This is a genomic window from Streptomyces hygroscopicus subsp. hygroscopicus (assembly GCF_001553455.1).
Lineage (GTDB): Bacteria > Actinomycetota > Actinomycetes > Streptomycetales > Streptomycetaceae > Streptomyces > Streptomyces hygroscopicus.
In genome coordinates this window covers 1-24669 of record NZ_BBOX01000130.1, presented here as the reverse complement: position 1 = coordinate 24669, position 24669 = coordinate 1, and the positions used below count along the sequence as shown (strand labels likewise).

Sequence of the window (24669 nt, the reverse complement as noted above, 5' to 3'; positions counted from 1 at the left end):
ATGAGCGCCGTGCCACCGTACACCGGCCACGACACCGCTCCGCGCCGCCACCCCCGTGCGCAAGCCCGGCTCGGTACCCGACTCCGTACCCGGTTCGGCGCCCGGTTCCGCACCCGGCCCCGGACCGGTGCGCCGCGCGGCGGCGCCCCGCGGCGAAGTGGGGCGCGCGGAAGTGGGGCGCGCCGAAGTGGCGCGCTGCACGCGGGGGCCTGGTGGCTGTGGGCGCTCGGGCTGGCCACGGCCGCGTCCCGGACCACCAATCCGCTGCTGCTGGGGCTGCTGATCGCGGTCGCGGGTTACGTGGTGGCCGTGCGACGCACGGACGCCCCGTGGGCCCGCTCGTACACCGCGTTCCTCAAGCTCGGTCTGGTGGTGCTGGCCATCCGGCTGTTCTTCGCGGTCTTCTTCGGCTCGCCGATCCCCGGGACCCGGGTGCTCCTCACCCTCCCCGAAGTCCCGCTCCCCCACTGGGCGCAGGGCGTACGGATCGGCGGCCGGGTGTCGGCCGAGGGGCTGGTGTTCGCGCTGTACGACGGGTTGCGGCTGGCCGCCCTGCTGATCTGCGTCGGCGCCGCGAACGCGCTCGCCAGCCCGGCGCGGCTGCTCAAGTCGCTGCCCGGCGCACTCTACGAGGCCGGGGTCGCGGTCGTGGTGGCGATGACCTTCGCGCCCCATCTGGTGGCGGACGTCGCGCGGCTGCGCTCCGCCCGCCGGCTGCGCGGCCGTCCCGACCGCGGGGTGAAGGCGCTGCTGCGGGTCGGGCTGCCGGTGCTGGAGGGCGCGCTGGAGCGGTCGGTGGCCCTGGCCGCGTCGATGGACGCACGCGGCTACGGCCGCACCGCCCAGGTCCCGCCCGCCGTCGCCCGTACCACCACCGCGCTGACCCTGGGCGGGCTGCTCGGCGTCTGCTGCGGTACGTACGGCCTGCTCGCGGCCGAGGGCGCGGGCTACGGTCTGCCGCTGCTGCTCACCGGGCTGGCCGCCGCGCTCGGCGGGCTGTGGCTGGGCGGCCGCCGCTCGGTGCGCAGCCGCTACCGCCCGGACCGCTGGGACGTCCGGGCCTGGCTGGTGGCGGGGTCCGGAGCGGCGGTCGCGGCGCTGATGATCGGTGCCGCCTCGTACGCGCCCCAGGCCCTCCAGCCGTCCGTGGTCCCGCTCACCGCTCCGACGCTGCCGCTGTGGCCTGCGGCGGGGGTGCTGCTGGGGCTGCTCCCAGCCCTCGCGGCCCCGGCCCCCGACAACCACCGCACCGCACAGACCCCGCCCGGCGGCGATCGCGCTGACGCGCGAGCCGGGGCCGGACCCGAGGAGGCCACGCAGTGATCCGCTTCGAGCAGGTGTCGGTCCACTACGAGGGTGCGGCGCGGCCCGCCCTCGCGGAGGTGGACCTGACCGTCCCCGAAGGGGAGTTGTGTCTGCTCGTCGGCCCGTCCGGGGTCGGCAAGTCGACACTCCTGGGTGCCGTCTCCGGTCTCGTACCGCATTTCACCGGCGGCGTCCTGCGGGGCAGGGTCACCGTCGCGGGCCGGGACACCCGCACCCACAAACCGCGTGAACTGGCCGATGTCGTCGGCACCGTGGGGCAGGACCCGCTCGCCCACTTCGTCACCGACACCGTCGAGGACGAACTCGCCTACGGCATGGAGTCCCTCGGCATCGCCCCGGACACCATGCGCCGCCGGGTCGAGGAGACGCTGGACCTGCTGGGCCTGGCCGAGCTGCGCGACCGCCCCATCGCCACGCTCTCCGGCGGACAGCGGCAGCGCGTGGCGATCGGCTCGGTGCTCACCACCCACCCCCGCGTGCTGGTCCTGGACGAGCCGACCTCCGCGCTCGACCCGGCCGCGGCCGAGGAGGTGCTGGCCGTGCTGCAGCGGCTGGTGCACGACCTGGGCACCACCGTGCTGATGGCCGAACACCGGCTGGAGCGGGTGGCGCAGTACGCGGACCAGATGATCCTGCTGCCCTCCCCAGGCGCCGCCCCGCTGACCGGCGTACCGGCCGAGTTGCTGCCGGTGTCGCCGGTCCAGCCGCCCGTGGTGGCGCTGGGCGGCCTCGCCGGGTGGCCGTCCCCGGTGCCGCTGTCGGTGCGGGACGCGCGCCGCAGGGCGGGGCCGTTGCGGGAGCGGCTGGCGCCGCTCACCCCGCGGACGGTGGCCGATCCGCCGCCGGGCGAGCCGGTGGCCGAGGTGTCCCGGCTGTCCGTCCGGCACGGCCGGGTCGAAGCGCTGCGCGGGGTGGACCTGTCGGTGCGGCCGGGCGAGACGGTGGCGTTGATGGGACGCAACGGGGCGGGCAAGTCCACGCTTCTGGCGAGCCTGGTCGGGCTGCACGAACCGGCCTCGGGGTCGGTGCGGGTCGGGCCGGGGCGGGTCGTACCGCACCGCACCCGCCCCGCCGAACTGCTGCGTCAGGTGGGGCTCGTACCGCAGGAGCCGCGCGACCTGCTCTACGCGGACACGATCGCCGCCGAATGCGCGGCGGCCGACCAGGACGCGGGCGCGGCGCCCGGCACCTGCCGTGAGCTGGTGGGCCGACTGCTGCCGGAGGTGGCGGACACCGCCCATCCGCGCGATCTGTCGGAGGGGCAGCGGCTGGCGCTGGCCCTGTCCGTCATCCTCACCGCCCGCCCGCCCTTGCTGCTGCTCGACGAGCCGACGCGGGGCCTCGACTACGCGGCGAAAGCACGGCTGGTGGAGGTGGTGCGCGCGCTGGCGGCGGACGGCCATGCGATCGTGCTGGCCACCCACGATGTGGAGCTGGCGGCCGAACTGGCCCACCGCGTCGTGATCCTGGCCGAGGGCGAGGTGGTGGCGGACGGGCCCACGGCGGAGGTCGTGGTGTCCTCGCCCGCCTTCGCGCCGCAGGTGGCCAAGGTGCTCGCGCCGCTGCCGTGGCTGACGGTGCCGCAGGTGCGCGAGGCGCTGGCGGGGACACCGTGAGCGGGGCGTCCCCGCGCGGACCACGGTTGAGTGGAAAACGGTGGAGCGGGAGACAGCCGGGCAAGAGGCAACACAGCGAGGGCCAATTCAGCGGGACACGGCCGAGCGGACCGCGCCAGACCGACGGACCGCACCCGACCGATGGGCCACGCCAAACCGATGGGCCACACCAGACCGCCGGACCACACCGGACCGACAGGCAGCGCGGCGCCGACAGGCAGAACCAGACCGACGGACCGCACCGAACCGACGAACAGAGCGGCGGGGCCACGGCCGTACGCATCCGCGCCGTACGCCTCGGCCCGCGCTCGGTCGTGGCGCTCGCCCTCGTCTCCGCGATCGGTGTCCTCGCCTTCGGCTGGCCGCTGTTCGCACCGGGCGACTCGGGGATCACCACCCATGCCGCCGACGCGCCCTGGCTGTTCGCCGCGCTGCTCCCGCTGCTGCTGGCCGTGGTCGTGGCGACGATCGCGGACACCGGCCTGGACGCCAAGGCCATCGCGATGCTGGGCGTGCTGGCGGCGGCGGGCGCGGCGCTGCGGCCGCTGGGCGCGGGGACGGCCGGGATCGAGCCGATGTTCTTCCTGATGGTGCTGTCGGGACGGGTGCTGGGCCCCGGTTTCGGGTTTGTGCTCGGCGCCGTGTCGATGTTCGCGTCCGCGCTGCTCACCGGCGGGGTGGGGCCGTGGATGCCGTTCCAGATGCTGGCCATGGGCTGGGTGGCGATGGGCGCGGGGTTGCTGCCCGGGGCCGCCCGGCTGCGCGGCCGGGCGGAGTCGCTGCTGCTCGCCGGGTACGGGGCGGTGGCGTCCGTGGCCTACGGAACGGCCATGAACCTCCAGGGCTGGACCCTGATGCAGGGCATGGCCTCCGGGATCTCCTACGTCCCCGGCGACCCGCTCGACGAGAACCTCGCCCGCTTCGTGGCGTACTGTCTGGCCACCTCGCTGGGCTGGGATCTGCCGCGCGCCGTGGTCACGATGGTGCTCACCCTCACCCTCGGCGGCGCCATCCTGCGGGCCCTGCGCCGGGCCACGCGCCGCGCGGCGTTCGAGGCGCCGGTGGTGTTCGAGGACGGGTGACCGAGCGGGCCCGGCGCGTTGTCCGCACCGGGCCCGCCCGTCCTGGTCGTTGATTACTCCTGTCGGCGCGTCAGTTCTGGTGGAAGACGCTGGCGTCCCACTGCGCGACCCACCTGCCGTCACCGAACTGCAGGTTGGCCGTGCACTTGTAGGTGTCCCCGTCGCAGTTCAGGGCGGTCACCGGCACCGGGGCGGCGGCCTCCCGCGGAGCCTTGACCGTCTTCGCCGAGGCGGCGGACTCGGCATGGGCCATGGCCTGGTGGAACACATTGGCGTTCCACTGGGCGACCCACCTGCCGTCGCCGAACCGCAGCCCGGCGGTGCACTTGTAGGTGTCCCCGTCACAGGTGAGGGCCGTGACCGGGACCGGGGCCGCGGCGGTGCGCAGCGCGTTCGCCGACCGGGTGGCCCGCTGATGGCTCGCCGCGCTCTGGTGGAATACGTTCACATTCCACTGCGCGACCCACCTGCCGTCGCCGAACGCCAGGTTGGCCGTGCACTTGTAGGTGTCCCCGTCGCAGGTGAGGGCCGTCACGGGGACGGGCGCGGCGTTGGCCGCCGGGGCGACCGCCGTGGCGGCCAGGGCCAGGGCTCCCAGCCCCAGGAACGTACCGGTGAGCATTCGGCGAGCTGACATGGTGTCGCTTCCCTTCGACTCCGGCCACACAAGGTGCGATCAACGACAAATCACCTCAAGCGGCCAATCCGATGACATCCCAGAGGTTAGCCGCCCTTAAAGGGTTTTCATCTGCTCGTCCTACATGAACTCATATGCGAGGCAGCCCCCGTTACGGCGAAGGCGGTCACCGTGAATTGACGATTCCAGGCATACGAAAACGGCGGCGCCCCAAGGGGCACCGCCGAGGAATCGATACCGCCGACATCCAAGCCCCGGATTCCGGTCGATCAGCGCTCGACCATGGCCACACTCCCGCCGTTGGCGGGGCGCGGCTGGAATCGTCCTCCGGGCCGCGGTCGGGCCAGTAGGGTGCGCCGGGTGAACGAACCCGCTTCCCATCTGTCGAATACCTTCCGTCTCATCGTCACGGGCGGAGGTACCGGCGGCCACACCTACCCTGCCCTGACCGCGGTTCGGGCGTTGCAGACCCGGCTGGCGGCCGAGGGCCGCACGCTCGACGTCCTCTGGATCGGCACACCTGAAGGGCTGGAGGCCCGCGTCGCCCCGGCCGAGGGCATCGCCTTCACGACGGTCGCGACGGGCAAGATCCGCCGGTCCGCGAACCCGCTCAAGATGATCAGCCCGGCGAACGTCAAGGACATGGCGCGGGTGCCGCTCGGTGTCGCTCAGGCCCGCAGGATCGTGTCGGACTTCCGGCCGGATGTCGTCCTCGCGACCGGCGGGTATGTCGCCGTCCCGGCCGGGCTGGCGGCGCGGATGTGCAAGCGTCCCCTGGTGCTGCATGAGCAGACCGTGCGGCTCGGGCTGGCGAACCGGAAGCTGGCCGGGTCGGCGGCGCGTATCGCCGTGTCGTCGGAGTCGACGCTCCCGCTCCTCCCGGAAGCCGTACGGTCCTTGGCCGTCGTCACCGGGAACCCGATCCGGCCGGAGGTTCTGACCGGGCACGCCGACAAGGCGGTCGCCGCCCTCGGGCTGGCCGGCTTCGACCGCCGGCTCCCGACGCTGTACGTCACCGGCGGCGCGCAGGGCGCGCAGCAGATCAACAACGTCGTGCGGGACGCCCTCCCGTGGCTCCTGGAACGCGCCAACATCATTCACCAGTGCGGGCCGGCGAACGTCGAGGCCCTGCGCGCGAGCGCGGCCGGGCTCCCGCCGCACCTCACCGGCCGGTACTACCTCACCGGGTTCGTCGGCCCGGAGCTGCCCGACGTCCTGGCGCTCGCCGACATCGTGGTATCCCGCAGCGGCGCCGGCACCCTCGCCGAACTCACCGCCCTCGGCAAGCCGGCCGTGTTCGTGCCGCTCGCCTCCTCGGCGGGGAACGAGCAGGCGCACAACGCCCGGCACCTCGAGGAGGCCGGCGCCGCCGTCGCGCTCACCGGCGACGTCACCGCGGACCGGCTGCGGAACGCCCTCGGACCGCTCCTGGCCGACCCGGCGCGGCGCGCGGGGATGGCGGAGGCGGCCCGTGCGCACGGACGGCCGGACGCGGCGGACAGGCTCGTGGACGTGCTCCTGTCCGCCGCGACCGGCGGATGACCGGCTCGTGAACGTGCTCCTGTCCGCCGCGTCCGGCGGGTGCCGGGCCGAGTCCTTGTCGTGGCGCAGGGGTTTCCCGCGCGATGGCGCGGTGCTCGTCCCGGCCACTGGCCTGCAAGCGGAAGCGACCCGGTTCGCGTAGCGGTCGACCGCCGACGGTGTCTCATGTGACCTCCTCCGACCGGGCCAGCCGTGCTGCCTCCTCATAGGCACTGAGCAGCCGCTCTCCGGTCTCGCATACGGCGCCGGGCGTCCGGCAGGCCGGGCAGCCCGCGGCGTGCTCGATGGCCGCCCGCCACGCCTCCTCGGCGCCCGAGGCGCCCCCGGTGCACTCGCCGCCGCCCGCCATCAGCAGTGCTCCCTCGGCCTGGCCCGGAACGCCACGATGAAGCCACGCGGGCGGCCGTGCTGCGGGCAGTCGACACTGCGGGTGATCAGTCGCACGTCAGCTCACCCCAGACCTGCTTGCCCCAGCGGTATCGGTCCGTCCCCCATCGGTCCGTCAGGGCATCGACCAACAGCAGCCCACGGCCTCGGGTGTTGTCGCCATGGGAGTCCGTCCGCAGGTAGGGGATGTTGCGGGACCGGTCCACCACACCGAGGCGGACGCACTTCTCGGACGGCCGGGTGACGATGACGCGGATCGACTCCAGACGGGCGTGGTGCACGGCGTTGGAGACCAACTCGGTGATCACCAGGGCGGCGTCCTCGATCAGATCATGCTGCCCCCAGGCCGCCAGTGCGGTCCTTACCAGTGTGCGGGCGGCTTCCGCGCTCTCCGGTACGCGGCGCATGGTCTGGGAGTATCCGGGGTGCCCCGCAGGGCGAGGTGTAGCGGTCACGGACATCAGGACCTCGGTGAGTGCGAAGTGAGCGGCCTTGCCCGAGTGAACGACGGCCCGCCACGCGAGGAGAGGAAATGCCCATCGGGTGCGCAAACCGCCCAGCCGGAAATTCTCGGCCGACTCTCCTCACGGAGGGGGCTCACGTCGCTACGGTGGGTACGTGGAGGGGAACGAAAACCTCATCAGCGCCCTGCGCGAGAGCGGGCTCACCCAGACCGCCCTGGCGGACGCGGTGAACACTCATCTGTACCGCAACGGCTACGAAGGCACGGTCAGCGACCGGACGGTCCGCAACTGGCTGACCGGAAAAACGCGGTGGCCGCACCCTCGGCAGAGGGCAGCCTTAGAGGCAGTATTCGGATGTAGTGCCGAAGAACTGGGATTCGTCCCACCGGCCCCAAGATGTCCCGCCACAGAACCGGAGGATCCCATGAGGCGCAGGAACTTCCTGACCGCCACCACCGGTACGACGGCCGCGGTCGCCGTTCCGCTCATCGCACAGCACTCCGTAGGCACCTCAGACGTGATCCGGCTCCGTTCCGGCTTGGACGCCCTGGTGGCGCTGGATGACGCGCGGGGAGGTCACGAAGAACTCGAACGCAGGGCCCTTGCCGGGGCGGCCGAGGCGCTGGAGAAGCAGAAGCTGGGCGCCTCTCAGCGCATCCGCCAGAGGCTGTTCAGCGTGGCCGCCGACTACACGTGCAGGGCCGCCTGGTCCGCCATCGACGACAAGCGCACCGACCGGGCTCGCGGCCTGCTGGACCGGGCGCTCTATCTGGCCGGAATGTCCAAGGACTCCGTCGTCGAGCTGGAAGCCTGGAACTTGTACTCCATCCTCGCCCACCATCGTGGTACGTACACCGAGGCGGTCGACTCCGGCTATGCGGCCCAGGCGACGGCCATCGCCCGGCGGGACCCGTTCTACGCCTCTCTGGTCCACGTCCGGACGGCACTCGGCCACTCCACCCTGGGCGACCGGCAGCCCGCCTTACGCTCCCTCGGGTGCGCCTGGGAGGCGCTGGACAAGGCGTCCCTGAATGATCCCCGCCCGAGCTGGACCGCCTTCTACGGACATGGCGAGCTGCTGGCTCTCACGGCCATCGTCCGGGACAACATCGGTGAACCCGCGGAGGCCGAGGCCGCCTCCCACAAGGCGCTGGCCACCATCCCCGAGCAGTTCCGCCGTAACCGTGCCCTGGCCACCGTACGGCTCGCGCTGACCCAGCTCCACCAGCACGACGTCGACCAGGCGTGCGCCACGGCCTCCACCGCCTTCGACCTGATGGACGGGCACCCGATCCCTGGACGAATGCGCTCTCATCTCGGTGACTACTACCGCGACTTGATCACTATCGCCCCGGACGCAGGCGTCGCCCGCGAATGGGGAGACCGCTACCGATCCGAATGGAGCCGCGCGTGACCGCCGCAGGGCTGAACGTCCGACACTTCACCCACACCGATCTCCCGGAGATCCGCCAGACGCTGATCGACGTGCACGCCGACGCCCTGGCGGACGAGATGGACGACCCCTTCAATCAGCGCTTCCCCTGGTTCGTGGACCACTGGGGCGGCCGGCCGGGGTTCGCCTGCGTGATCGCGTACGACGGCGACAAGGCCGTGGGCTTCGCCTACGGAGCCCCGGGCAGCCCCGGTCGCGAGTGGTGGCGTGAGCACCTCGACCCGGCGCCGGAGAAGCACCGGACCTTCTCGTACTCCGAACTGGCTGTCGTCCCGGCGTGGCGGAAGCAGGGCGTGTCCGAACGACTGACCCGCGCGCTGCTGGAAGACCGGGACGAGGATCTCGTGGTCCTGCTCGTGGACACCGAACACCCCCGGGTGCAGGCCCTGTACGAGTCCTGGGGCTTCCGCAAGGTGGGCAAGGACCAGCCCTTCCCGGACTCCCCGGTCTACGCCGTCATGCTCGCCGAGCTGCCCCTGTCCTGATCCCGAACGCTTCTTCCCACGGTCAGCGGCGGTTACGTCGCCGTCGGACACACGCCCTTCGGGAGCGCTCCCGAAGGGCCCCGCCCGCCGGGCGGACGGCTGGAGTTCGCCCCCGAACCCTACAGCCGCTGAATGATCGTGCCCGTGGCCAGTCCGCCGCCCGCGCACATGGTGATCAGCGCGAACTCCTTGTCCGCGCGCTCCAGCTCATGCAGCGCGGTGGTGATCAGGCGGGCCCCCGTGGCGCCCACCGGATGCCCCAGGGCGATCGCGCCGCCGTTCACGTTGACCTTCTCCAGGTCCTGTTCGAAGACGCGCGCCCAGGACAGCACCACCGAGGCGAACGCCTCGTTGATCTCGACCAGATCGATGTTCTTCAGCGTCATCCCGGCCTTGCCGAGGACCGCCTTGGTCGCGTCGATCGGCCCGTCCAGGTGGAAGTGCGGATCGGTGCCGACCAGGGCCTGGGCCACGATCCGGGCGCGGGGGCGGAGTCTGAGGGCGCGGGCCATCCGCTTGGAGGCCCACAGCACCGCACACGCGCCGTCGGAGATCTGGGAGGAGTTGCCCGCGGTGTGCACGGCGGTCGGCATGATGGGCTTGAGCCCGCCCAGCGCCGCCATGCTGGTGTCGCGCAGCCCCTCGTCCCGGTCGACGGCCCGCCACATGCCCTGTCCGGCGGTCTGTTCCTCGTCGGTCGTGGGCACCTGCACCGCGAAGGTCTCGCGCTTGAACCGCTCCTCCGCCCAGGCCCGTGCCGCCCGCTCCTGGGAGATCAGCCCGAGCGCGTCCACGTCCTCGCGGGTCAGCCCGCGGTGCCGGGCGATCCGCTCGGCGGCCTGGAACTGGTTGGGCAGGTCCACGTTCCACTCCTCCGGGAACGGTTTGCCCGGACCGTGTTTGGAGCCGCTGCCCAGCGGCACCCGCGACATGGCCTCGACCCCGCAGCCGATGCCGATGTCGATGACGCCGGTGGCGACCATGTTGGCCACCATGTGATTGGCCTGCTGCGAGGAGCCGCACTGACAGTCCACCGTCGTCGCCGCGGTTTCGTACGGCAGTCCCATCGCCAGCCAGGCGGTCCGGGCCGGGTTCATCGACTGCTCCCCCGCATGGGTGACCGTGCCGCCGACGATCTGCTCGACGCAGTCGGGCTGGATGGCGGTACGGGCGAGGAGTTCGCGGTATGTCTCGCCGAGCAGGTAGACGGGGTGGAGGTTGGCGAGCGCGCCTCCGCGCTTGCCGATGGGGGTGCGTACGGCTTCGACGATGACGGGTTCCGCGGCCATGGGTTGTCTCGTCCTCTCCTCGCGTCCGCGGGGCTCCCGGCAGCGCCCGCGCCAGAACTAGTACGCGTTCTAGTTATTCAGCTCAGTCTGCTGAGGCCCGGCCCGGCGGCGCAAGGGGCGTGCAGGGGTTGCGAGGAGGCCGATGGGCACCGCCGCGCCGCAACAATGGCCGCGATTTCTCTTGCGCCTTGTAGAACCCGTTACTACCTTGCCGGACACTTCTGATAGGCCGTCAGATATACCTGGAGTGGCCGATGTCCTGTCCAGCGCTCCCCGAAGGCTTTGACCTCACCGACCCCGACCTCCATCAGCATCGGGTGCCACTCCCGGAGCTCGCCCGGCTGCGGCAGACCGCCCCCGTGTGCTGGATCCCCCAGCCGCACGGCATCGCCGGCTTCGGCGACGACGGCTACTGGGCCGTCACCCGCCACGCCGATGTCAAGGAGGTCTCCACCCGGCCGGAGATCTTCTCCTCCCACGCCAACACCGCGATCATCCGCTTCAACGAGCACATCCCGCGCGATCAGATCGACGTCCAGAAGCTGATCATGCTCAACATGGACCCACCCGAGCACACCCGGGTCCGCCAGATCGTGCAGCGCGGCTTCACCCCGCGTGCCATCCGTGCCCTCGAGGGCGCCCTGCGGGACCGCGCCGCACGCATCGTGGCCGGGGCCAGGGAGAGCGGCAGCGGGGACTTCGTCACCGACGTGGCCTGCGAACTGCCACTACAGGCGATCGCCGAGCTGATCGGCATCCCCCAGCAGGACCGGTCCAAGATCTTCGACTGGTCCAACAAGATGGTGGCGTACGACGATCCGGAACTGGCCATCACCGAGGAGATCGGCGCCGAATCGGCCATGGAGCTGATCTCGTACTCCATGAACCTGGCCGCCGACCGCAAGGCGTGCCCGGCCGAGGACATCGTCAGCCGGCTGGTGGCCGCCGAGGACCAGGGCAATCTGGGCCCGGACGAGTTCGGCTTCTTCGTCCTGCTGCTCGCCGTCGCCGGGAACGAGACCACACGCAACGCCATCACCCACGGGATGCACGCGTTCCTCACCCACCCCGGCCAGTGGGAGCTGTTCAAGGCCGAGCGCCCCGCCACCGCCGCCGACGAGATCGTGCGCTGGGCCACCCCTGTGATGTCCTTCCAGCGCACCGCCACCCGGGACACCGAACTCGGCGGACAGCGCATCGAGGCGGGGCGGCGGGTCGGCGTCTTCTACTCCTCCGCCAACAACGACCCCGAGGTCTTCGACCACCCGGAGGTCTTCGACATCACCCGCGACCCCAACCCCCATCTCGGCTTCGGCGGCGGCGGACCCCACTTCTGTCTCGGCAAGAGCCTGGCCGAGCTGGAGATCCGGCTGATCTTCGAGGCCATCGCGGACACCCTCCCGGACATCCGGCTCGCCGGTGAGCCCCGGCGGCTGCGCTCGGCCTGGCTGAACGGGATCAAGGAGCTGAGAGTGACCTACACGTAGCCGGTTCGTGCCGTGCCGGGAGTCCCGCAACTCCCCGGGTACGGGCACACTGGCCGCCATGAGCGAGATGAGCGGCCCGCACGGCGCGGCGGGCGACCGGCGAAGACTCTTCGACTTCATAGCCTTCACCGCCCGTCTGCGCGAGGTCGAACGCGCCAACAACGCCACCGCCACGCGCAAGGAGAGCGTCGCGGAGCACTCCTGGCACCTGGCGATGGTGAGCTGGATCCTGCACGCCGAATTCGAACGCGAGGCCGGTCAACGCCTGGACCTCACCAAGATGCTCAAGCTGTGCCTGATGCACGACCTCGTCGAGATGGACGCGGTGGGCCGGGGCGCCGGAGGCGGAGAGCCCCCGCGCTTCGCCTCGCTGCCCGCACCGCTCGGCACCGAGCTGCTGGCGCTGTGGCGGGAGTACGAGGAGGGCCGTACGCCGGAGGCGTGCCTGGTGCGCGGGGTGGACCGGCTCAACCCCGCCCTGATGCGCTGCCTGACCGGCCAGGGCTGGGCCGACATGGCCACCGACGGCAACGCGCCGGTGGACGCCGAGGCGCTGGACGGGCTCCAGCTGCCCCGGGTCGCCGTGAGCGAGACGCTGCGCACGCTCTACGAGGAGATCAGGGACGCCTCGGTGGAGGGCGGACTGCTGCCACCGTGAGCGAGGACGGACCGCCGCCGCCCTGAGCGGGGACGGACCGCCGCTCCCACCGTGAGCGAGGACGGACCGCCGCCGCCCCGAGCGAGAACGGACCCGATCCCCGCCCTGAGCGAGGGCGACCCGCTGCCACCGTGAGCGAGAACGACCCGATCCCCGCCCTGAGCGAGGACGGACCGCGCCCGCCCTGACCGAGAACGACCCGATCCCCGCCCTGAGCGAAGACGACCCGCCGCCGCCCCGAGCGAGAACGACCCGCCCCCGCCGTGAGCGGGGGCGGGAACGGCGGCTCGCGGTCCGTCGCCTCGCGCTCACCGCCCCCGGTAACCCGCTACTTGAACGGGACGTTGATGCACGCCACCCGGGCGCCGGCCTCCCCGGCCTTGCCCGACGTGGTGCCCGTCGCATGCTTGTGGATCACGACCGAGCGGGCCTGGCCCGACCTGAAGTGCCACTTCACCCACGCCTTGGAATACCCCTTGCCGGCGCTGTTGGTGGTGAGGTCCAGCCACACCTCGTTGTGCGGGTTGGCGTACTTCGGATTGGTCGAGGGCTGCTTGGGGTCCTTCGTGTTCTGGTAGTGCGGCCCCGCCTCATCGGGCTTGGCGCCGCACGGCTTCGTATGGACGTGGATCCCGAAGTGGTGGTCCGCCGCGACGCCCCGCAGACTGAGGAAGACGAACGTGCCGCCGTGCTTCCCGTGCTGCGCGCCGCCGCCCGGGCTCTCGTGGTTCTCCATGCCCTTGCCGCCCACCCGCGCCTCCGCGATGAACACCGACGCGGAGGTCGGCACCAGCGACTTGTCGTACGTCACCGCACCGGCGCCCTTCGCCTGCGAGGCCGGCTGGAAGTTGTCGTGGACGAAGACGAAGGGGTGTGGCGGCGCGGCGACCGCGGGGGTCGCAATGGCCATCGAGGCGGCCATCGCCACCGCCGCTGTTGCTGCCTTCACCAGGGACATCCTTGATCCCTCCTCGGTTCGGGGCCCCCGCCCCCCCGTCTCGATTCCCGGATCCCCCCGTTCAACGCGTTTTCGCGCCTTCGCGCCCCCTTCTCACCACGCTAGACCCGCTGGTCATGCTGCTCAACGCGAGGTTGATCCCCCTTTTGGGGCCCGTCCGCCGCGGGATGGCCCTCCCCCGCGGGCACGGCGTCGTCGTGCTGTCCGTCGCGCTGCCGCACCAGCCCCGGCACCAGCCCTCGGGCCCGGGCGACCGCCGCGCCCACCGCCGCCGACAGCGGCGGCGCCTCCTCGTGCGGCCGCCTGCCCACGCCGAGCAGCAGGTACTGCAGCCCGAACCCGGCCGAGACGATGGCCGCGCCGCCGAGCGCGTCCAGCACGTAGTGGTTGGCGGTGCCCACGATGACCGCCGTCGTCAGCAGCGGGTACAGGATGCCGAGCACCTTCGCCCAGACGTACGGCGCCACGATCGCGATGACCACCCCGCACCACAGCGACCACCCCACGTGCAGCGACGGCATGGCCGCGTACTGGTTGGACAGCTTGGTGAGCGCGCCGAAGTCCGGGTTGTTCAGGTCCTGCGGGCCGTGCGCGGTGTCCACGTACCCCAGGCCCATCAGCCGCGGCGGGGCCAGCGGGTAGAGCCAGAAGCCGATCAGGGCGAGCAGCGTGGCGAAGGCCAGCGGCGTACGGGCCCAGCGGTAGGTCGCCGGGCGGCGCAGATACAGCCAGGCCAGCAGGGACAGCGGGATCAGGAAGTGGAAGGTGCTGTAGTACCAGTTCATGAAGTGCTTGAGCCATGAGGTGTCGGCCACGATGGCGTTGAACCAGTGCTCGATGTCGATGTGCAGCCAGCCCTCGAGGCTGAGCACCTGGTGTCCGTGCCCCTCCGCCAGACTGCGCTCGTCCGGGGCGTGGCCGCGGATCCAGGAGTAGGCGAAGTAGCCGACGCGGATCAGCATCAGCTCGAGCATCAGGTTGGGGCGGGACAGCGGCCGCTTGATGAAGCGCAGCAGCGGCACCCAGGCGAAGCGGCCCCTGGCCGGCTCGGCGACCGGGGTCGGCTCGGGTGCGTCCCAGTGCGGCGAGGTGCGGGAGAGGAAGGGCACCACGCAGGCGGCGGCGAGCGCGGCCAGCAGCGGCGCGTTGTAGCCGATATGGCCCAGGATCTCGATGTCGGGCAGCAGCGCGGTGCGGTTGAGCGACATCGCCAGCACCACCAGCACCGGCCACACCAGCCGGTCGGAGCCGCGCCGGCCCACCCGGCCCACCACGGCCAGCAGGATCCACAGCTGCTGGTGTTGCCAGGAGGTGGGCGAGACCGCGAGCGCCACGCTGCCGGTGATGGCGGCGGCCAGCAGCGGCTGGCCGTCCCTCGCGTAGTGCACCGCGCGCCGCAGGCCGAGCACCGCGACCGCGACCGCGAGCACGGCCAGCGGCGCCAGTTCCACCGGGCCCTCGAGGCCGATGCGCAGCAGCAGTCCGTGCAGCGACTGGTTGGCCAGGCTGTCGGCGGGCGCGCCGAGCCCGGCGCCGCCGATGTGGTGCACCCAGTACGTCCACGAGTCGCGCGGCATCACCGCCCAGGCGAGCGCGGAGCACACCGCGAAGGTCGCGCCCGCGAGGGCCGCGGCCCGGCGCCGTCCGATGCACCACAGCACGACGGCGAACAGCAGCAGCGCGGGCTGGAGCGCCGCGGCCACGCCGATGAGCACACCGGTCTGCCGCCCGGAGGTTCGGGGCAGCACGGTGAGGACGACCAGCAGCACCGGGATGATGCTGGTCTGACCGAGGGTGAAGGTGTTGCGCACCGGGAGCGAGAGCACCAGCAGGCTGATGGCCAGGGGTGCGGCGATCAGCGAGGTGCGGCGGGAGACCGGACCGGGCAGCGCCCGCGCCACGACCAGCCCGAGGACGACGACCAGCAGCAGGGTGCCGAAGGTCCAGGCGACCCCGAGGCTCTGCTCGGCGGCCCGGGTCAACGGCTTGAGGACGAGCCCGGAGAAGGGGGTACCGGTGAAGGAGTCCCCGTCGTACAGCGACCCGCCGACGTGCAGCACGCCCTCGTCGCCGATCCAGGTCTCCAGGTCGGTCAGCCGCTCGTCCGGCGGCAGCCGCAGCACCGCGGCCGCCTGACGGACGGCCAGCAGTCCCGCCAGGAGCCACAGGGCCGCGAGCCCCATTCTGGTCCGTGACGTCCGCGCCCCGACGGCGCCGGGGGGCGACCCCGTATCCGGGGTGTTCCCCAGTCCGCTCCGCTCCACGTTCGCCACGGCCTGCCGCTCCCCCACTCGCCCTCTTCACCTGTCCCGGATGTCTGAAGACCCTACTGAGCCCCTTACTCAGACGCGCCACACCCCCACTTCACCTGACCGACGTCCGGAGTTGTCCGAAAGATGTCAGGCTGTGGCAGGGTGTTTGCGCTCCGGGTGGTCGGTACGGTCCTGGTCAATTTCATCAGGGCCGCGGGGCGCGCCGCGAATCGGGACCCACCGCGCGCCGAAATGTCCCCGGTGTCACCCCGAAGCACCGTACGAACCACCGGTGGAAGTGGCTCTGGTCGGCGAACCCCGCCTCGGCCGCGCTGCGGCCGGCGATCAGCAGCCCGCGCGCCCGGCGCAGCCGGAGCTGGCGCTGGAAGTCGCTCGGCGCCATCCCGTACTCGGCGCGGAACGCCCGGTAGAGCGCGAACCGGCTGCACCCGGCGGCCTCCGCGAGCCGGGCCGCCGGAATCTCCTGCGCGTACGCCTCCTCCAGCAGCGTCCGGGCCCGCAGCGCGGCCCGCGCCTGCCCGGAGCCGCCGGCCGGAAGCGTCCGGGCGCGCAGCGGTCCGGTGGCCCCGCGCCGCACCATCGCCCCAACGGCCGCGGTCAGCCGCTCGTCCCGCACCAGCGGACCGGCGCCGTCGACCAGGGCGGTGTGCAGCCGCAGCAGGGCGCGGGCCAGCACCGGATCGGAGACCACGGGCTGGTCGAAGAGCGGCAGCGCGGCCCGGCCGTCCGCGATATCGGCCACATCGGCGAGTACATTTTTCACCACATCGGGACCTATATGGACGATGCGGTACTTGTAGCCCAGCTCGGCGGCGGCCTCCCCGTCATGCGGATCGTCGGGGTTGAAGACCATCACCATCCCCGCCCCGCTGGTGCGCAGCGCGCCCCGGCACCGGAAGCGCTGGGCACCGGCCTCGGTGACGGCGAAGGAGTAGGAGTCGTGGCTGTGCGGATGGAAGCGGTGACTGAAGAAGTGCGCGTGCATGGCCTCCACGGGCCGATCGGGATCGCGCCAGTACCGGGCCCAGTCCTCCTGGCGCCGCTCTCCCTCTCCCCCGGCCCGCACGGTACGCACCGCTCCATTGTGCCGTCCCGCACCAGCGTTCAAGACCGCAGGTCACGACCGTGGCGAGAGTGTGCCCATGCGTTTCGACACCAAGATCGCCGTCATCGTCCGCACCGACCTCGCCGACTGGCAGAAACTGAACGTCACCGCCTTCCTCGCGAGCGGTCTGGCCCACGCCACGGACGAGATCGTCGGCAAGCCGTACGAGGACGCCTCGGGCAACGCCTACCTGCCGATGTTCCGCGAGCCGGTCCTCGTCCACGGCGCCGACGCGCCCGCCCTCGCCCGCGCCCGTGCCCGCGCCCTCTCCCGCTCCCTGCCGACGGCCCTCTTCACCGAAGACCTGTTCCGCACCGGCAACGAGGACGACAACCGCGCGGCGGTCCGGGCCGTCGAGGCCGACGCGCTGAACCTGGTGGGGCTGGGGATCTACGGCCCGCGCAGCCAGGTGGACAAGGTGACCAAGGGGCTGAAACTGCACGGATGAGGGAGAGCCCCGCCGACGCGCGGCACCAGCTGCGGCAAGATGAGGGCGTGAGTGTTGTGAAGATCAACGTGCCTGTCAAGCTAAGCACATGAAGTACCCCGAGAAGAGCCCCGCCCGGCGCCACGGGGAAGCGCACAGACGGGGCGTGTTCCGCTCCGGCCTGGTGGCCGTGCGGTGATCAGTCAGCGACGGCTAGGCAGTCAGGGCAGTTCACCACCCGCTGCCATCGGGACACCTCTCGTCGCGAGGAGACCTCAGCCCCGCATCGGGGAACCATCGGCGTGACGCTGAACTTATGCACAGTCATCAGGTCATCCCCGATGGTTCCCGGGAACCACTCCTCGTCTCCCCGCATGTCAGTCGGTCGCTCCATCTGTGGCTTCCCCACGTTGCTCCTCTGTCTGTAGCTGGAGTCCTTTCCGGCGGCAGTGCGCGCACGGGTACGGGCACGGCGGGAGGTCAGCCCCGGAGGGAATGAAGACGACGCCCGACACGACGTCCTTCGCCCCGCCGTACGTCGTCCACCACCCCTCCGGGGACCCTTCGTACGGCGTGCCCGCGAACGCGTCGGCACTCACGACGTCAGCGAGCGACGCCGCTCCTCCTGCTCAGTGACCAGCCGGTGAAGCTCCGCCCACGTGGGCGCGCTGAGGGTCTGGTCCAAGTGCTTCCGGGCCGGTCCCGGAGGCAGGCTGGACACGAAGTACGGAGCCGTGGCGTAGAACTGCGGAAGGCTGCCGCCCCGTTTCGGCGAGCCATACGAGAGGAACCACCTCCACCCTTTGGGAAGGGGTGCGGTGAGCGGCGTCGGACGCGTCTGGCGCGTCATGACCGCCCCCCATCCGCCGGGCTGCTCGTGGAAACCTCACCCTCCAGGCACTCCGCCTCCGGCTCCAGAGGGTCCGGGACCGGGAGTCGGCCGCCTCGGGACTCCGCCACGCGAAGCACGTCGTCAAGGCACTCCGTGAGTCGCTTCAGCAGGTACGTGCACTCATGCGGTTCGACAGGGAGACCGGCGTCCAGCATGCCCTTCGCGAGCGACAGGACGGACTCCGCCGTGGCGATCTGCTCTGCCTCCACCCCGTCGGCCAACCGGGCGATCCGGCCGGTCGGGAAGTCATCCGGCGTGTACGCGCGCTGACCGGTCGGCCCCGGCCATGGCAGTAGACGCAGACGGGTAGCCTGCATGTGTTGCGCTCCTATCCAGCGTGACCATGCCCCCGGCCTGGTAGCTCAGGTGCGGGGGTCCTTGCGTGCACGCATAAGACAACCGCGAATGTGCAGTCATCGGTGGTGACTGCGTGGTGACTGCGTGGTGACAGTCGTACGCTGGTCTCATGAGTAGCGGGGAGTTCATTCAGAGGGTCCGCGACATACTTCTTGATCGGCGCATGAGTGTTCGATCAGTCGCCCGAGAGCTGAACTACGATCACGCGTATCTGTCGCGCGTTCTTTCCGGGAAGCAAGAGCCGTCGATGCAACTCGTCGCGGGGCTGGATGAATTCCTCCAGGCTGACGGTGAACTCCTCGAACTCGCAACGCAAGCGGAGGAACCGAATGGGTCGTCGGAGGACGCTGAACCGTCCTCCACCGCTCACCGGATACTGCTCCTCAGCAGCGCACAGGGCGCAGACTTCGTACAGGCCATCCGAGACACGTCCCGCCGTTTGATCGTCCTGGACAACGAACTCAGCGGCGTTTCTATCGCCGAGCCGGCTGGACGAGCGTTCAGGGTCGTCCATCGCCGGCTCGGCGTCGGTGACTACGACCAGCGCCACGAGCGGGATATCCAGTCCGCGGCTTCTGAGCTTGCCGAAGTCGCCGGGTGGGCACTATGGGATGCAGAGAACGACGATGCGGCCCACCGGTTCAACCATGAAGCGCTGTTCCTCGCGAAGCTCTCAGGAGACCGGGCCACCGAGCTGTTGACGCTGCAAAACATGGCCATGCAAAGCGAGTGGCGGGGACGCCCTCAAGAGGCACTGTCCATCGCCCGATCGGTCCTCCACAGTCGGCGGTTGCACCCGCGCGTCGAAGCAATGTTCCGCATTCGCGAAGCTAAAGGACTCGTCGGCACCGGCCGACTTCCGGAGGCTACAGAATCACTCCGGCGCGCACGGTCGCTTGTAGAAGACGGCACCCACGTTGGTGCTCCTGAGTGGACATGGTGGATCACGCCCGGGGAAATTGACCGTCAGTGGGGCCACATGCTCCAGATAGCTGGCCAATTAGATGATGCGATCGCATACTTGCATCGGTCAATCCAGACATCTCGCGACGTCACCACGGGCTACTCAAGTGAGCGGGTTGCACGGCTGGCGGATTGCCTCCTCGACGTGGGTGCGTGGCGCGACGCGGAGGATGTAGCGGCCTCCCTGATCACGTCCACACCCGGTATCTCGTCAGGGCGAACGATCCGCATGATTGACAACGTCGCCCACCGTCGCAGCAGGCTCCCAGACGCTCCGTCGAGTCTTCGCGATACGCTGGACCATCTGAGAGACACACTGAACGAGGATCCATTCACGCTCTAAAGGTCTTCCTTGTCAGGCAGAATGACGGATCGAGTACGCGTCGATAAAGGCATCCTTGGCATCTGTCTTGCCCTCACCCCTTGTAGATGGCCGAGGCGCGGTGGACCGCCAGGCCGGTCAGATAGGCCATCGGCTGGTCGTGGCTCAGGAGCAGGCCAATCAGCAGGACGGCGCCGCCGTGGTTGAGGTCAACGGCCCACAGCACGTCGGTGGATATAGCCAGGACGTCGCCGATGAGCTGGAGCAGCTCGGTCTCGTCGTTCAGGACCCAGGCTGGCCTGGGAATCGTCTTCACGTCTCTTTGACTGGCGGATGTAGGAGACTGCTCGCACAGAGTCGAGGTTAGGGCGCCAACCTGGCGCCCGCTGTGTGAGAGGTGTCATGTGCCTAGCGTGGTAAAAATCAACGTGCTGACCGTGCCGGAGGAACAGCGCGAGGTGCTGGAGAAGCGCTTCGCGTCACGCGCCGGGGCCGTGGAGGGCTCCGACGGCTTCGAGTGGTTCGAACTGCTGCGTCCCGTCGAGGGGACGGACACCTACCTGGTGTACACCCGCTGGCGCAGCGAGGAGGACTTCCAGGCGTGGATGGAGGGCCCCATGAAGGCGGCCCACCAGCGCGGCGGCGAGGACGCCCCGCAGCAGAGGCCCGCCGCGTCCGGGTCCACGCTGTGGTCCTTCGAGGTCGTACAGCAGGCCGGGCCCAAGCAGGGCTGACCTGGAGCCTGCGCACGCGCCCCGGTCCGCGCCGGGGGCACGGACCGGGGCACCGGCCGGGGGCACGGACCGGGGGCGTGGACGGGGGGCGCGGACCGGAGCGGAGACCGGGGGCACGGAGCCGTCAGAGCGGGTTGAGGCGGGCCCTGAGCAGGCAGAACTCGTTGCCCTCGGGTCCTGTAACGCGCGACTAGCAGCTCTGTAAGCGACTGCCAGGAGGGCCGCCGTGGCCGCATCGGCCATGCTCAGGGGCGTTTCCGCCCTTCGTCTGTCCGTCCTCACGGATGAGACGACCAGCCCGCAGCGCCAGAGGGAAGCGAACGCCCGCGTTGCGGCGGATCTGGGCATCGACCTGGGAGACCGGGAGGCCGTGGACTGGGCGTCTCCGCGTCCAAGACGGCCCCGTTCGAACGGCCGGAGCTGGGGCGTGGCTGGCCCGTCCGGCGGAGTACGGCCATACGAACGTGTCCTCTTGACGTCTTCCGCCGGGCGGGCGAAGGTCGAGCAATTGGCTGCAATCCGATCGAGACAGGGAGAGGGCATGAGGTTGCGTTTCCTCGGGATCATCCCGAACACGCCCGGCAACGAGTCTCCGACCATCTGGCTGGACGAGGACAGCGGGGACCTGCTGATCCAGTCCTACAAGGCCACTGAGGAGGAGGTGAAGGCGTGCCAGGAGATCGGGTCAATCCCCGGTCACGGAACGGATGTTCCTCACCACGAGACAGTCATCCGGCTGCCCAAGGTCATGCTTCAGTTCATCCCCCGACCCGACAGTGAGGACAAGACGAACGGTGTCAACGAAGTCGCTTGAGGAAGAGTGGGCCAGTGTCACTCGGAGCGCTGTCCATCTGGAGATGCGGGACAGCTACATCCGGGACGATCCGGGGTTCATCGCATGGCAGCAGGGGCGGACCGCCGACGCGGCTGCCCAGTACCAGGCTTGGACAGAGCTGATGAAGAAGGCGACGGCGCGCGGGGTAGTGGTACGTCGCGCCCGGATCATGAGCGAGCCTCTGTCGGACTACTGCCGGTTCGAGTACGACGTGACCGGCCCGGTAAACCTCGCTGGCGGCGAGCAGGTGCGCTGGCTGCCTCGCCGCCGCGCGTCGGACATTGCCCTGCCCGGTAACGACTTCTGGGTGTTCGATGGCACGTACGGGAAGTTCAACCACTTCACGGGTGATGGGTCGTCCGCTGGCCCTGAACCGTTCGATGACCCTGACGTGGTGAAGCTGTGCGTTGATGCGTTCGAGGCCGTGTGGGAGCGGGCTACTCCGCATGAGGAGTACCGGCCCGTCTGAGCCATGGCAGCATCATCATCGTCCAGCGTCCAGGCGGCCCGGCAGGCTCTCGCGGATCGGCTCCGTGAGCTGTGCCGGGACGCCGGGCTGGAAGGCAAACAACTCGCAGCGCTGTGCGGTTGGCACCCGTCCAAGGTCTCTCGGATCTCGACCGCGAAAACGACCCCGAGCGCTGACGACATTCAGACTTGGTGCCGGGCGTGCGGACGGGAGGATCAGACAGCCGACCTAGTCGCGTCCCTGCGTGCTGTCGAGGGCATGTGGGTGCAGTGGCACCGCATGGAGCGTACGGGGCTGCGACGCGCTCAGGAGTCGGTTCTACCGCTGTATGAGCGCACCACTCGGTTCCGGGCCTACTCACCGAATTTCGTGCCCGGCCTAGTCCAGACGTTTGGCTACACGGAAGCCGTGTTGCGCGCTGTCCAGCGCAGACGCGTTGCCGTCGATGACGTGGCCGACGCCGTGGCGGTACGCATGGACCGGCAACGTGTCCTGGACGACGGGCATCGGCGCTTCGCGTTCCTGATGGAAGAGTCCGTGTTGTCCAACGGGCTTGGCGACGCCGACACGCAAGCTGAACAGCTTGATCACCTGATGACTGTCGGCGCGCTGCCCAACGTCAGCGTCGGAGTGATTCCGGCGCGGGTGGGACGGTCGCGTATGCCCGTTGAGGGCTTCTGGATCTACGACACGGCACAGGTCAACGTCGAACTAGTCTCGGGCTATCTCACGCTCACGCAGCCCAGCGAAGTGAAGGCGTACGCCGACGCGTTCGCCATGCTGGCGGACATGGCGGTCTACGGTGCGAAGGCTCGGGCACTGATCAGAGCGGCGATGGACTCGCTCAGGTGATCGCGTCGCAATCACGTGCAATCGGCTGTGAGTCGGTATCGCTGCCTTCCTAGCGTTGTCACCACACGGACGACGTGAAGGGGTCGGCATGAGCAAGCCGAAGACCTGCCCGAGTGAACCGGCGGCATTGCCGCCGAGGATGGACCCGGAGCCTCAGCCGGTCCCGGGCTGCGCCGGTTGCACCGAGTTGGCGAACGTCCGGGACCGTGCGCACACGAGCGGCGACATGACCACCGTGACGGACGCCGGCGTCTTGATGGCGCGGCACCCGGAGGAGCACTCATGGTCGCGTCGGCGAACACAGACGGTTGCCGGTCATGACGGCTCCCGCCAGGCTTCATAGACAGGGACCGACCCGGTTACCGGCCCCGGAGCTGGTGACCCTGATAGACGACCCTGACGGCCCGTACGCGAACTCCCCAGAGGGCTGGTGGACACAGCGCGGCGGCGCGCTGGACGTGCGCTCCGGCGTCGTCTACATCCCCCCCCTGCTCCAACCCGCCCCACTCGCCGTCTGCCGAAGGTGCCGGGCGGCCAGCAACCATGAACTCCCGCCCCCGGTCGGCCCAAGGGGACAGCGCGGCCGGGGGCGGGTGGCAAGTGCAGTGCACGACCCAAACTGATGAACGAGAGGAGAGCGGCATGCGCGTGCAGATCATTACCGCCACTGACGGCGGGCACGGCGGAGGCGGAGGGGGCGGAGGCGACGGCCACCCCGGCCAGCCCTGGACGCCGCCCCAGGAGCCGCCGTCCCCCGACGGCGACACCCCGCCCGGCGACGGAACGCACCGCAAGTGACTGGCAACTCCCCGCAGGCGGGCCGCCCCAGCCGTAAGGAGCTGGGGCGGTTCCTCCTGGAGACACAAGCGATGTCGTCGGACTGGGCTCCGACGTTCGCGGCCGTTGACCGGGCGGCCTTCCTGCCTGGCCTCATGTGGCCGTTCGACATGGACGCGGGTACGAGCGTCCCCGTGAACCGGGCGGACGACCCAGACGCCTGGTACGCGGCGGCGGACAGCAACGTCCCCATCGTGACCCAGTGGGACGACGGCAAGCACATCGGCACCAAGCCGGGGAAGGTATCCACCAGCTCCTCCTCCATGCCCTCTGTCAACTACGCGATGTTCCAGGCACTGGCCGTGGATGAGGGCATGAAGGTGCTCGACGTGGGCACCGGCACCGGGGAAACGGCTGGCGCGCTGGCGCACCGCTGCGGAGCGCGGAACGTCACCACCATGGAAGTGGACCGGGCCGTGTCGAGACAGGCCCGCGAACGGCTGTGCAGGCTCGGCCTGTACCCGGATGTGGTCGTGGGCGACGGATTCGACGGCCACACGGACAACGCCCCCTATGACCGCATCCTGGCCACGGTCGGACTCCGGGAGATCCCCGGGGCATGGATTGAGCAGACCCGGCCCGGCGGCCTCATCGTGGCCCCCTGGGGGACCCACTACTCCAACGCGGACGCCGTGGCCCGCCTGGAGGTCAAGGGCGGGACAGCGTCAGGACACTTCACACGCCCTGTCGAGTTCATGAAATTGAGAACACGGCGGCTCTCGATTCCAGGGCACGGCGAGTACGTCCCGGCGGATGCCCTGGACAACGCCGACACGTCCACCACGGAGGTCACGGAGGCGGAGTTCGTCACGGGGAAGCACACCGCCCTGTCCTTCGCCCTGGGGCTCCGCGTCCGGGACTGCGTCCAGGCCGTGGCGGACAAGCGCGAGGGCGCGCGGCCGGTGTGGTTCTACTCGCTGAGTGACCGCTCCTGGGCTTGCGTGATGTTCCGCGATGGCGCGGAGTCGCGCGTCTGGCAGTCCGGACCTCGGCGGCTATGGGATGAGGTGGAGCAGGCGTACCGGTGGTGGGTCGGCCGGGACAAGCCGGATCACACCCGGTTCGGCCTCACGGTGACCCCGGACGGACACCGCGCGTGGCTGGACGTTCCGGCGGAGATGTGGGCCGTGTGAGGCACCGAACTGGCCCCGCCCGTGCGCCTCCCCCGACGCGCGGGCGGGGCCTTCCTGCGTTTGCTGGCCAGCGGATAGTCTAGAAC

Annotated in this window: 23 protein-coding genes and 1 pseudogene; 16 read left to right on the top strand and 8 right to left on the bottom strand. The window is 70.5% G+C overall.

What is annotated here, in order from left to right; genetic code table 11:
• The 3 genes from AXW62_RS15325 to AXW62_RS15315 all read left to right on the top strand — a co-directional run bounded on the left by AXW62_RS15325 (position 1) and on the right by AXW62_RS15315 (position 4024).
• The gene (locus AXW62_RS15325) at positions 1–1323 is read left to right on the top strand and encodes an energy-coupling factor transporter transmembrane component T (protein ID WP_252368618.1); all 1323 of its coding nucleotides are present in this window, start codon (positions 1–3) and stop codon (positions 1321–1323) included.
• A complete protein-coding gene (locus AXW62_RS15320) occupies positions 1320–2942 on the top strand; it encodes an ABC transporter ATP-binding protein (RefSeq protein ID WP_060945032.1) in 1623 nt (540 codons plus the stop codon). The genes AXW62_RS15325 and AXW62_RS15320 overlap by 4 nt, the downstream gene beginning before the upstream one ends.
• 281 nt (positions 2943–3223) lie before the next feature.
• The gene (locus AXW62_RS15315; RefSeq protein WP_060945047.1) at positions 3224–4024 is read left to right on the top strand and encodes an ECF transporter S component; all 801 of its coding nucleotides are present in this window, start codon (positions 3224–3226) and stop codon (positions 4022–4024) included.
• A gap of 70 nt (positions 4025–4094) precedes the next feature.
• Here the strand turns inward: AXW62_RS15315 and AXW62_RS15310 are convergent, their stop codons facing one another.
• The gene (locus AXW62_RS15310) at positions 4095–4661 is read right to left on the bottom strand and encodes a hypothetical protein (RefSeq protein ID WP_060945046.1); all 567 of its coding nucleotides are present in this window, start codon (positions 4659–4661) and stop codon (positions 4095–4097) included.
• Between the two features lie 360 nt (positions 4662–5021).
• Between AXW62_RS15310 and AXW62_RS15305 the strand changes: the two genes are divergently transcribed.
• Positions 5022–6203 (top strand): UDP-N-acetylglucosamine--N-acetylmuramyl-(pentapeptide) pyrophosphoryl-undecaprenol N-acetylglucosamine transferase, encoded by a 1182-nt coding sequence (locus AXW62_RS15305; protein WP_060945045.1) that lies wholly within the window; start codon positions 5022–5024, stop codon positions 6201–6203.
• Positions 6204–6366: 163 nt separating this feature from the next.
• Here AXW62_RS15305 and AXW62_RS15300 read toward each other — a convergent pair whose 3' ends face one another.
• Entirely contained in the window at positions 6367–6552 is a 186-nt protein-coding gene (locus AXW62_RS15300) for a hypothetical protein (RefSeq protein WP_060945031.1), read from the bottom strand.
• Positions 6553–6637: 85 nt separating this feature from the next.
• The gene (locus AXW62_RS15295) at positions 6638–6997 is read right to left on the bottom strand and encodes an ATP-binding protein (protein ID WP_306305058.1); all 360 of its coding nucleotides are present in this window, start codon (positions 6995–6997) and stop codon (positions 6638–6640) included.
• A gap of 136 nt (positions 6998–7133) precedes the next feature.
• On the opposite strand from AXW62_RS15295, the gene AXW62_RS15290 reads away from it, so the two are divergent.
• Both AXW62_RS15290 and AXW62_RS15285 read left to right on the top strand, forming a co-directional pair.
• Positions 7134–8468: a helix-turn-helix transcriptional regulator gene (locus AXW62_RS15290; protein WP_502688775.1), complete on the top strand. Its 1335-nt coding sequence runs from the start codon at positions 7134–7136 to the stop codon at positions 8466–8468.
• A complete protein-coding gene (locus tag AXW62_RS15285; protein ID WP_060945028.1) occupies positions 8453–8992 on the top strand; it encodes a GNAT family N-acetyltransferase in 540 nt (179 codons plus the stop codon). The genes AXW62_RS15290 and AXW62_RS15285 overlap by 16 nt, the downstream gene beginning before the upstream one ends.
• Positions 8993–9111: 119 nt before the next feature.
• On the opposite strand, the gene AXW62_RS15280 is transcribed toward AXW62_RS15285, so the two are convergent.
• Positions 9112–10281: a steroid 3-ketoacyl-CoA thiolase gene (locus AXW62_RS15280; protein WP_060945027.1), complete on the bottom strand. Its 1170-nt coding sequence runs from the start codon at positions 10279–10281 to the stop codon at positions 9112–9114.
• Positions 10282–10535: 254 nt separating this feature from the next.
• Here AXW62_RS15280 and AXW62_RS15275 point away from each other — a divergent pair, with 254 nt between their 5' ends.
• Both AXW62_RS15275 and AXW62_RS15270 read left to right on the top strand, forming a co-directional pair.
• Positions 10536–11768, top strand: a complete 1233-nt coding sequence (locus AXW62_RS15275) for a cytochrome P450 (RefSeq protein WP_060945026.1) — start codon at positions 10536–10538, stop codon at positions 11766–11768.
• A gap of 58 nt (positions 11769–11826) precedes the next feature.
• Positions 11827–12426, top strand: coding sequence for an HD domain-containing protein (locus AXW62_RS15270; protein ID WP_060945044.1), 600 nt, complete (start codon positions 11827–11829; stop codon positions 12424–12426).
• Positions 12427–12754: 328 nt separating this feature from the next.
• Here AXW62_RS15270 and AXW62_RS15265 read toward each other — a convergent pair whose 3' ends face one another.
• From AXW62_RS15265 to AXW62_RS15255, 3 genes are all read right to left on the bottom strand, one after another.
• Positions 12755–13384, bottom strand: a complete 630-nt coding sequence (locus tag AXW62_RS15265; RefSeq protein ID WP_063817593.1) for a superoxide dismutase family protein — start codon at positions 13382–13384, stop codon at positions 12755–12757.
• Between the two features lie 101 nt (positions 13385–13485).
• Positions 13486–15567, bottom strand: a complete 2082-nt coding sequence (locus tag AXW62_RS15260) for a bifunctional glycosyltransferase 87/phosphatase PAP2 family protein (RefSeq protein ID WP_060945025.1) — start codon at positions 15565–15567, stop codon at positions 13486–13488.
• Positions 15568–15841: 274 nt separating this feature from the next.
• The gene (locus AXW62_RS15255; protein WP_060945042.1) at positions 15842–16642 is read right to left on the bottom strand and encodes an AraC family transcriptional regulator; all 801 of its coding nucleotides are present in this window, start codon (positions 16640–16642) and stop codon (positions 15842–15844) included.
• A 157-nt stretch (positions 16643–16799) separates the two neighbouring features.
• Here AXW62_RS15255 and AXW62_RS15250 point away from each other — a divergent pair, with 157 nt between their 5' ends.
• Both AXW62_RS15250 and AXW62_RS40995 read left to right on the top strand, forming a co-directional pair.
• Positions 16800–17210: a DUF2000 domain-containing protein gene (locus tag AXW62_RS15250; protein WP_060945024.1), complete on the top strand. Its 411-nt coding sequence runs from the start codon at positions 16800–16802 to the stop codon at positions 17208–17210.
• Positions 17211–18547: 1337 nt separating this feature from the next.
• Positions 18548–19744 carry a helix-turn-helix domain-containing protein gene (locus tag AXW62_RS40995; RefSeq protein ID WP_079115635.1) on the top strand — a complete coding sequence of 399 codons (1197 nt, stop codon included), beginning with the start codon at positions 18548–18550 and terminating at the stop codon, positions 19742–19744.
• Positions 19745–19768: 24 nt separating this feature from the next.
• Here the strand turns inward: AXW62_RS40995 and AXW62_RS15225 are convergent.
• Positions 19769–20012, bottom strand: a pseudogene (locus AXW62_RS15225) (IS110 family transposase); the annotation flags it as partial.
• 115 nt (positions 20013–20127) lie between these two features.
• Between AXW62_RS15225 and AXW62_RS15220 the strand changes: the two are divergent.
• From AXW62_RS15220 to AXW62_RS15200, 6 genes are all read left to right on the top strand, one after another.
• Positions 20128–20457 (top strand): antibiotic biosynthesis monooxygenase family protein, encoded by a 330-nt coding sequence (locus AXW62_RS15220; RefSeq protein WP_060945019.1) that lies wholly within the window; start codon positions 20128–20130, stop codon positions 20455–20457.
• A gap of 541 nt (positions 20458–20998) precedes the next feature.
• A complete protein-coding gene (locus AXW62_RS15215; protein WP_060945018.1) occupies positions 20999–21271 on the top strand; it encodes a hypothetical protein in 273 nt (90 codons plus the stop codon).
• Positions 21272–21314: 43 nt separating this feature from the next.
• Positions 21315–21761 (top strand): DUF6879 family protein, encoded by a 447-nt coding sequence (locus AXW62_RS15210; protein ID WP_060945017.1) that lies wholly within the window; start codon positions 21315–21317, stop codon positions 21759–21761.
• A 3-nt stretch (positions 21762–21764) separates the two neighbouring features.
• Positions 21765–22613 (top strand): helix-turn-helix domain-containing protein, encoded by an 849-nt coding sequence (locus tag AXW62_RS15205; RefSeq protein ID WP_060945016.1) that lies wholly within the window; start codon positions 21765–21767, stop codon positions 22611–22613.
• A gap of 642 nt (positions 22614–23255) precedes the next feature.
• Positions 23256–23411 (top strand): hypothetical protein, encoded by a 156-nt coding sequence (locus tag AXW62_RS44470; RefSeq protein WP_164502487.1) that lies wholly within the window; start codon positions 23256–23258, stop codon positions 23409–23411.
• Positions 23408–24583, top strand: a complete 1176-nt coding sequence (locus AXW62_RS15200) for a methyltransferase domain-containing protein (protein WP_060945015.1) — start codon at positions 23408–23410, stop codon at positions 24581–24583. The genes AXW62_RS44470 and AXW62_RS15200 overlap by 4 nt, the downstream gene beginning before the upstream one ends.
• The last annotated feature ends 86 nt before the right edge of the window (positions 24584–24669 follow it).

Excerpts from the sequence above, each read along its gene's own strand:
- AXW62_RS15215 (WP_060945018.1), top strand. The coding sequence starts at position 20,999 with ATGAGGTTGCGTTTCCTCGGGATCATCCCGAACACGCCCGGCAACGAG.
- AXW62_RS15250 (WP_060945024.1), top strand. The coding sequence starts at position 16,800 with ATGCGTTTCGACACCAAGATCGCCGTCATCGTCCGCACCGACCTCGCC.
- AXW62_RS44470 (WP_164502487.1), top strand. The coding sequence starts at position 23,256 with ATGCGCGTGCAGATCATTACCGCCACTGACGGCGGGCACGGCGGAGGC.
- AXW62_RS15280 (WP_060945027.1), bottom strand. The coding sequence starts at position 10,281 with ATGGCCGCGGAACCCGTCATCGTCGAAGCCGTACGCACCCCCATCGGC.
- AXW62_RS15210 (WP_060945017.1), top strand. The coding sequence starts at position 21,315 with ATGCGGGACAGCTACATCCGGGACGATCCGGGGTTCATCGCATGGCAG.
- AXW62_RS15205 (WP_060945016.1), top strand. The coding sequence starts at position 21,765 with ATGGCAGCATCATCATCGTCCAGCGTCCAGGCGGCCCGGCAGGCTCTC.
- AXW62_RS15265 (WP_063817593.1), bottom strand. The coding sequence starts at position 13,384 with ATGTCCCTGGTGAAGGCAGCAACAGCGGCGGTGGCGATGGCCGCCTCG.
- AXW62_RS15270 (WP_060945044.1), top strand. The coding sequence starts at position 11,827 with ATGAGCGAGATGAGCGGCCCGCACGGCGCGGCGGGCGACCGGCGAAGA.
- AXW62_RS15310 (WP_060945046.1), bottom strand. The coding sequence starts at position 4,661 with ATGTCAGCTCGCCGAATGCTCACCGGTACGTTCCTGGGGCTGGGAGCC.
- AXW62_RS15275 (WP_060945026.1), top strand. The coding sequence starts at position 10,536 with ATGTCCTGTCCAGCGCTCCCCGAAGGCTTTGACCTCACCGACCCCGAC.
- AXW62_RS15300 (WP_060945031.1), bottom strand. The coding sequence starts at position 6,552 with ATGGCGGGCGGCGGCGAGTGCACCGGGGGCGCCTCGGGCGCCGAGGAG.
- AXW62_RS15260 (WP_060945025.1), bottom strand. The coding sequence starts at position 15,567 with ATGGGGCTCGCGGCCCTGTGGCTCCTGGCGGGACTGCTGGCCGTCCGT.
- AXW62_RS15295 (WP_306305058.1), bottom strand. The coding sequence starts at position 6,997 with ATGCGCCGCGTACCGGAGAGCGCGGAAGCCGCCCGCACACTGGTAAGG.
- AXW62_RS15285 (WP_060945028.1), top strand. The coding sequence starts at position 8,453 with ATGGAGCCGCGCGTGACCGCCGCAGGGCTGAACGTCCGACACTTCACC.
- AXW62_RS15255 (WP_060945042.1), bottom strand. The coding sequence starts at position 16,642 with ATGCACGCGCACTTCTTCAGTCACCGCTTCCATCCGCACAGCCACGAC.
- AXW62_RS40995 (WP_079115635.1), top strand. The coding sequence starts at position 18,548 with ATGAGTAGCGGGGAGTTCATTCAGAGGGTCCGCGACATACTTCTTGAT.
- AXW62_RS15325 (WP_252368618.1), top strand. The coding sequence starts at position 1 with ATGAGCGCCGTGCCACCGTACACCGGCCACGACACCGCTCCGCGCCGC.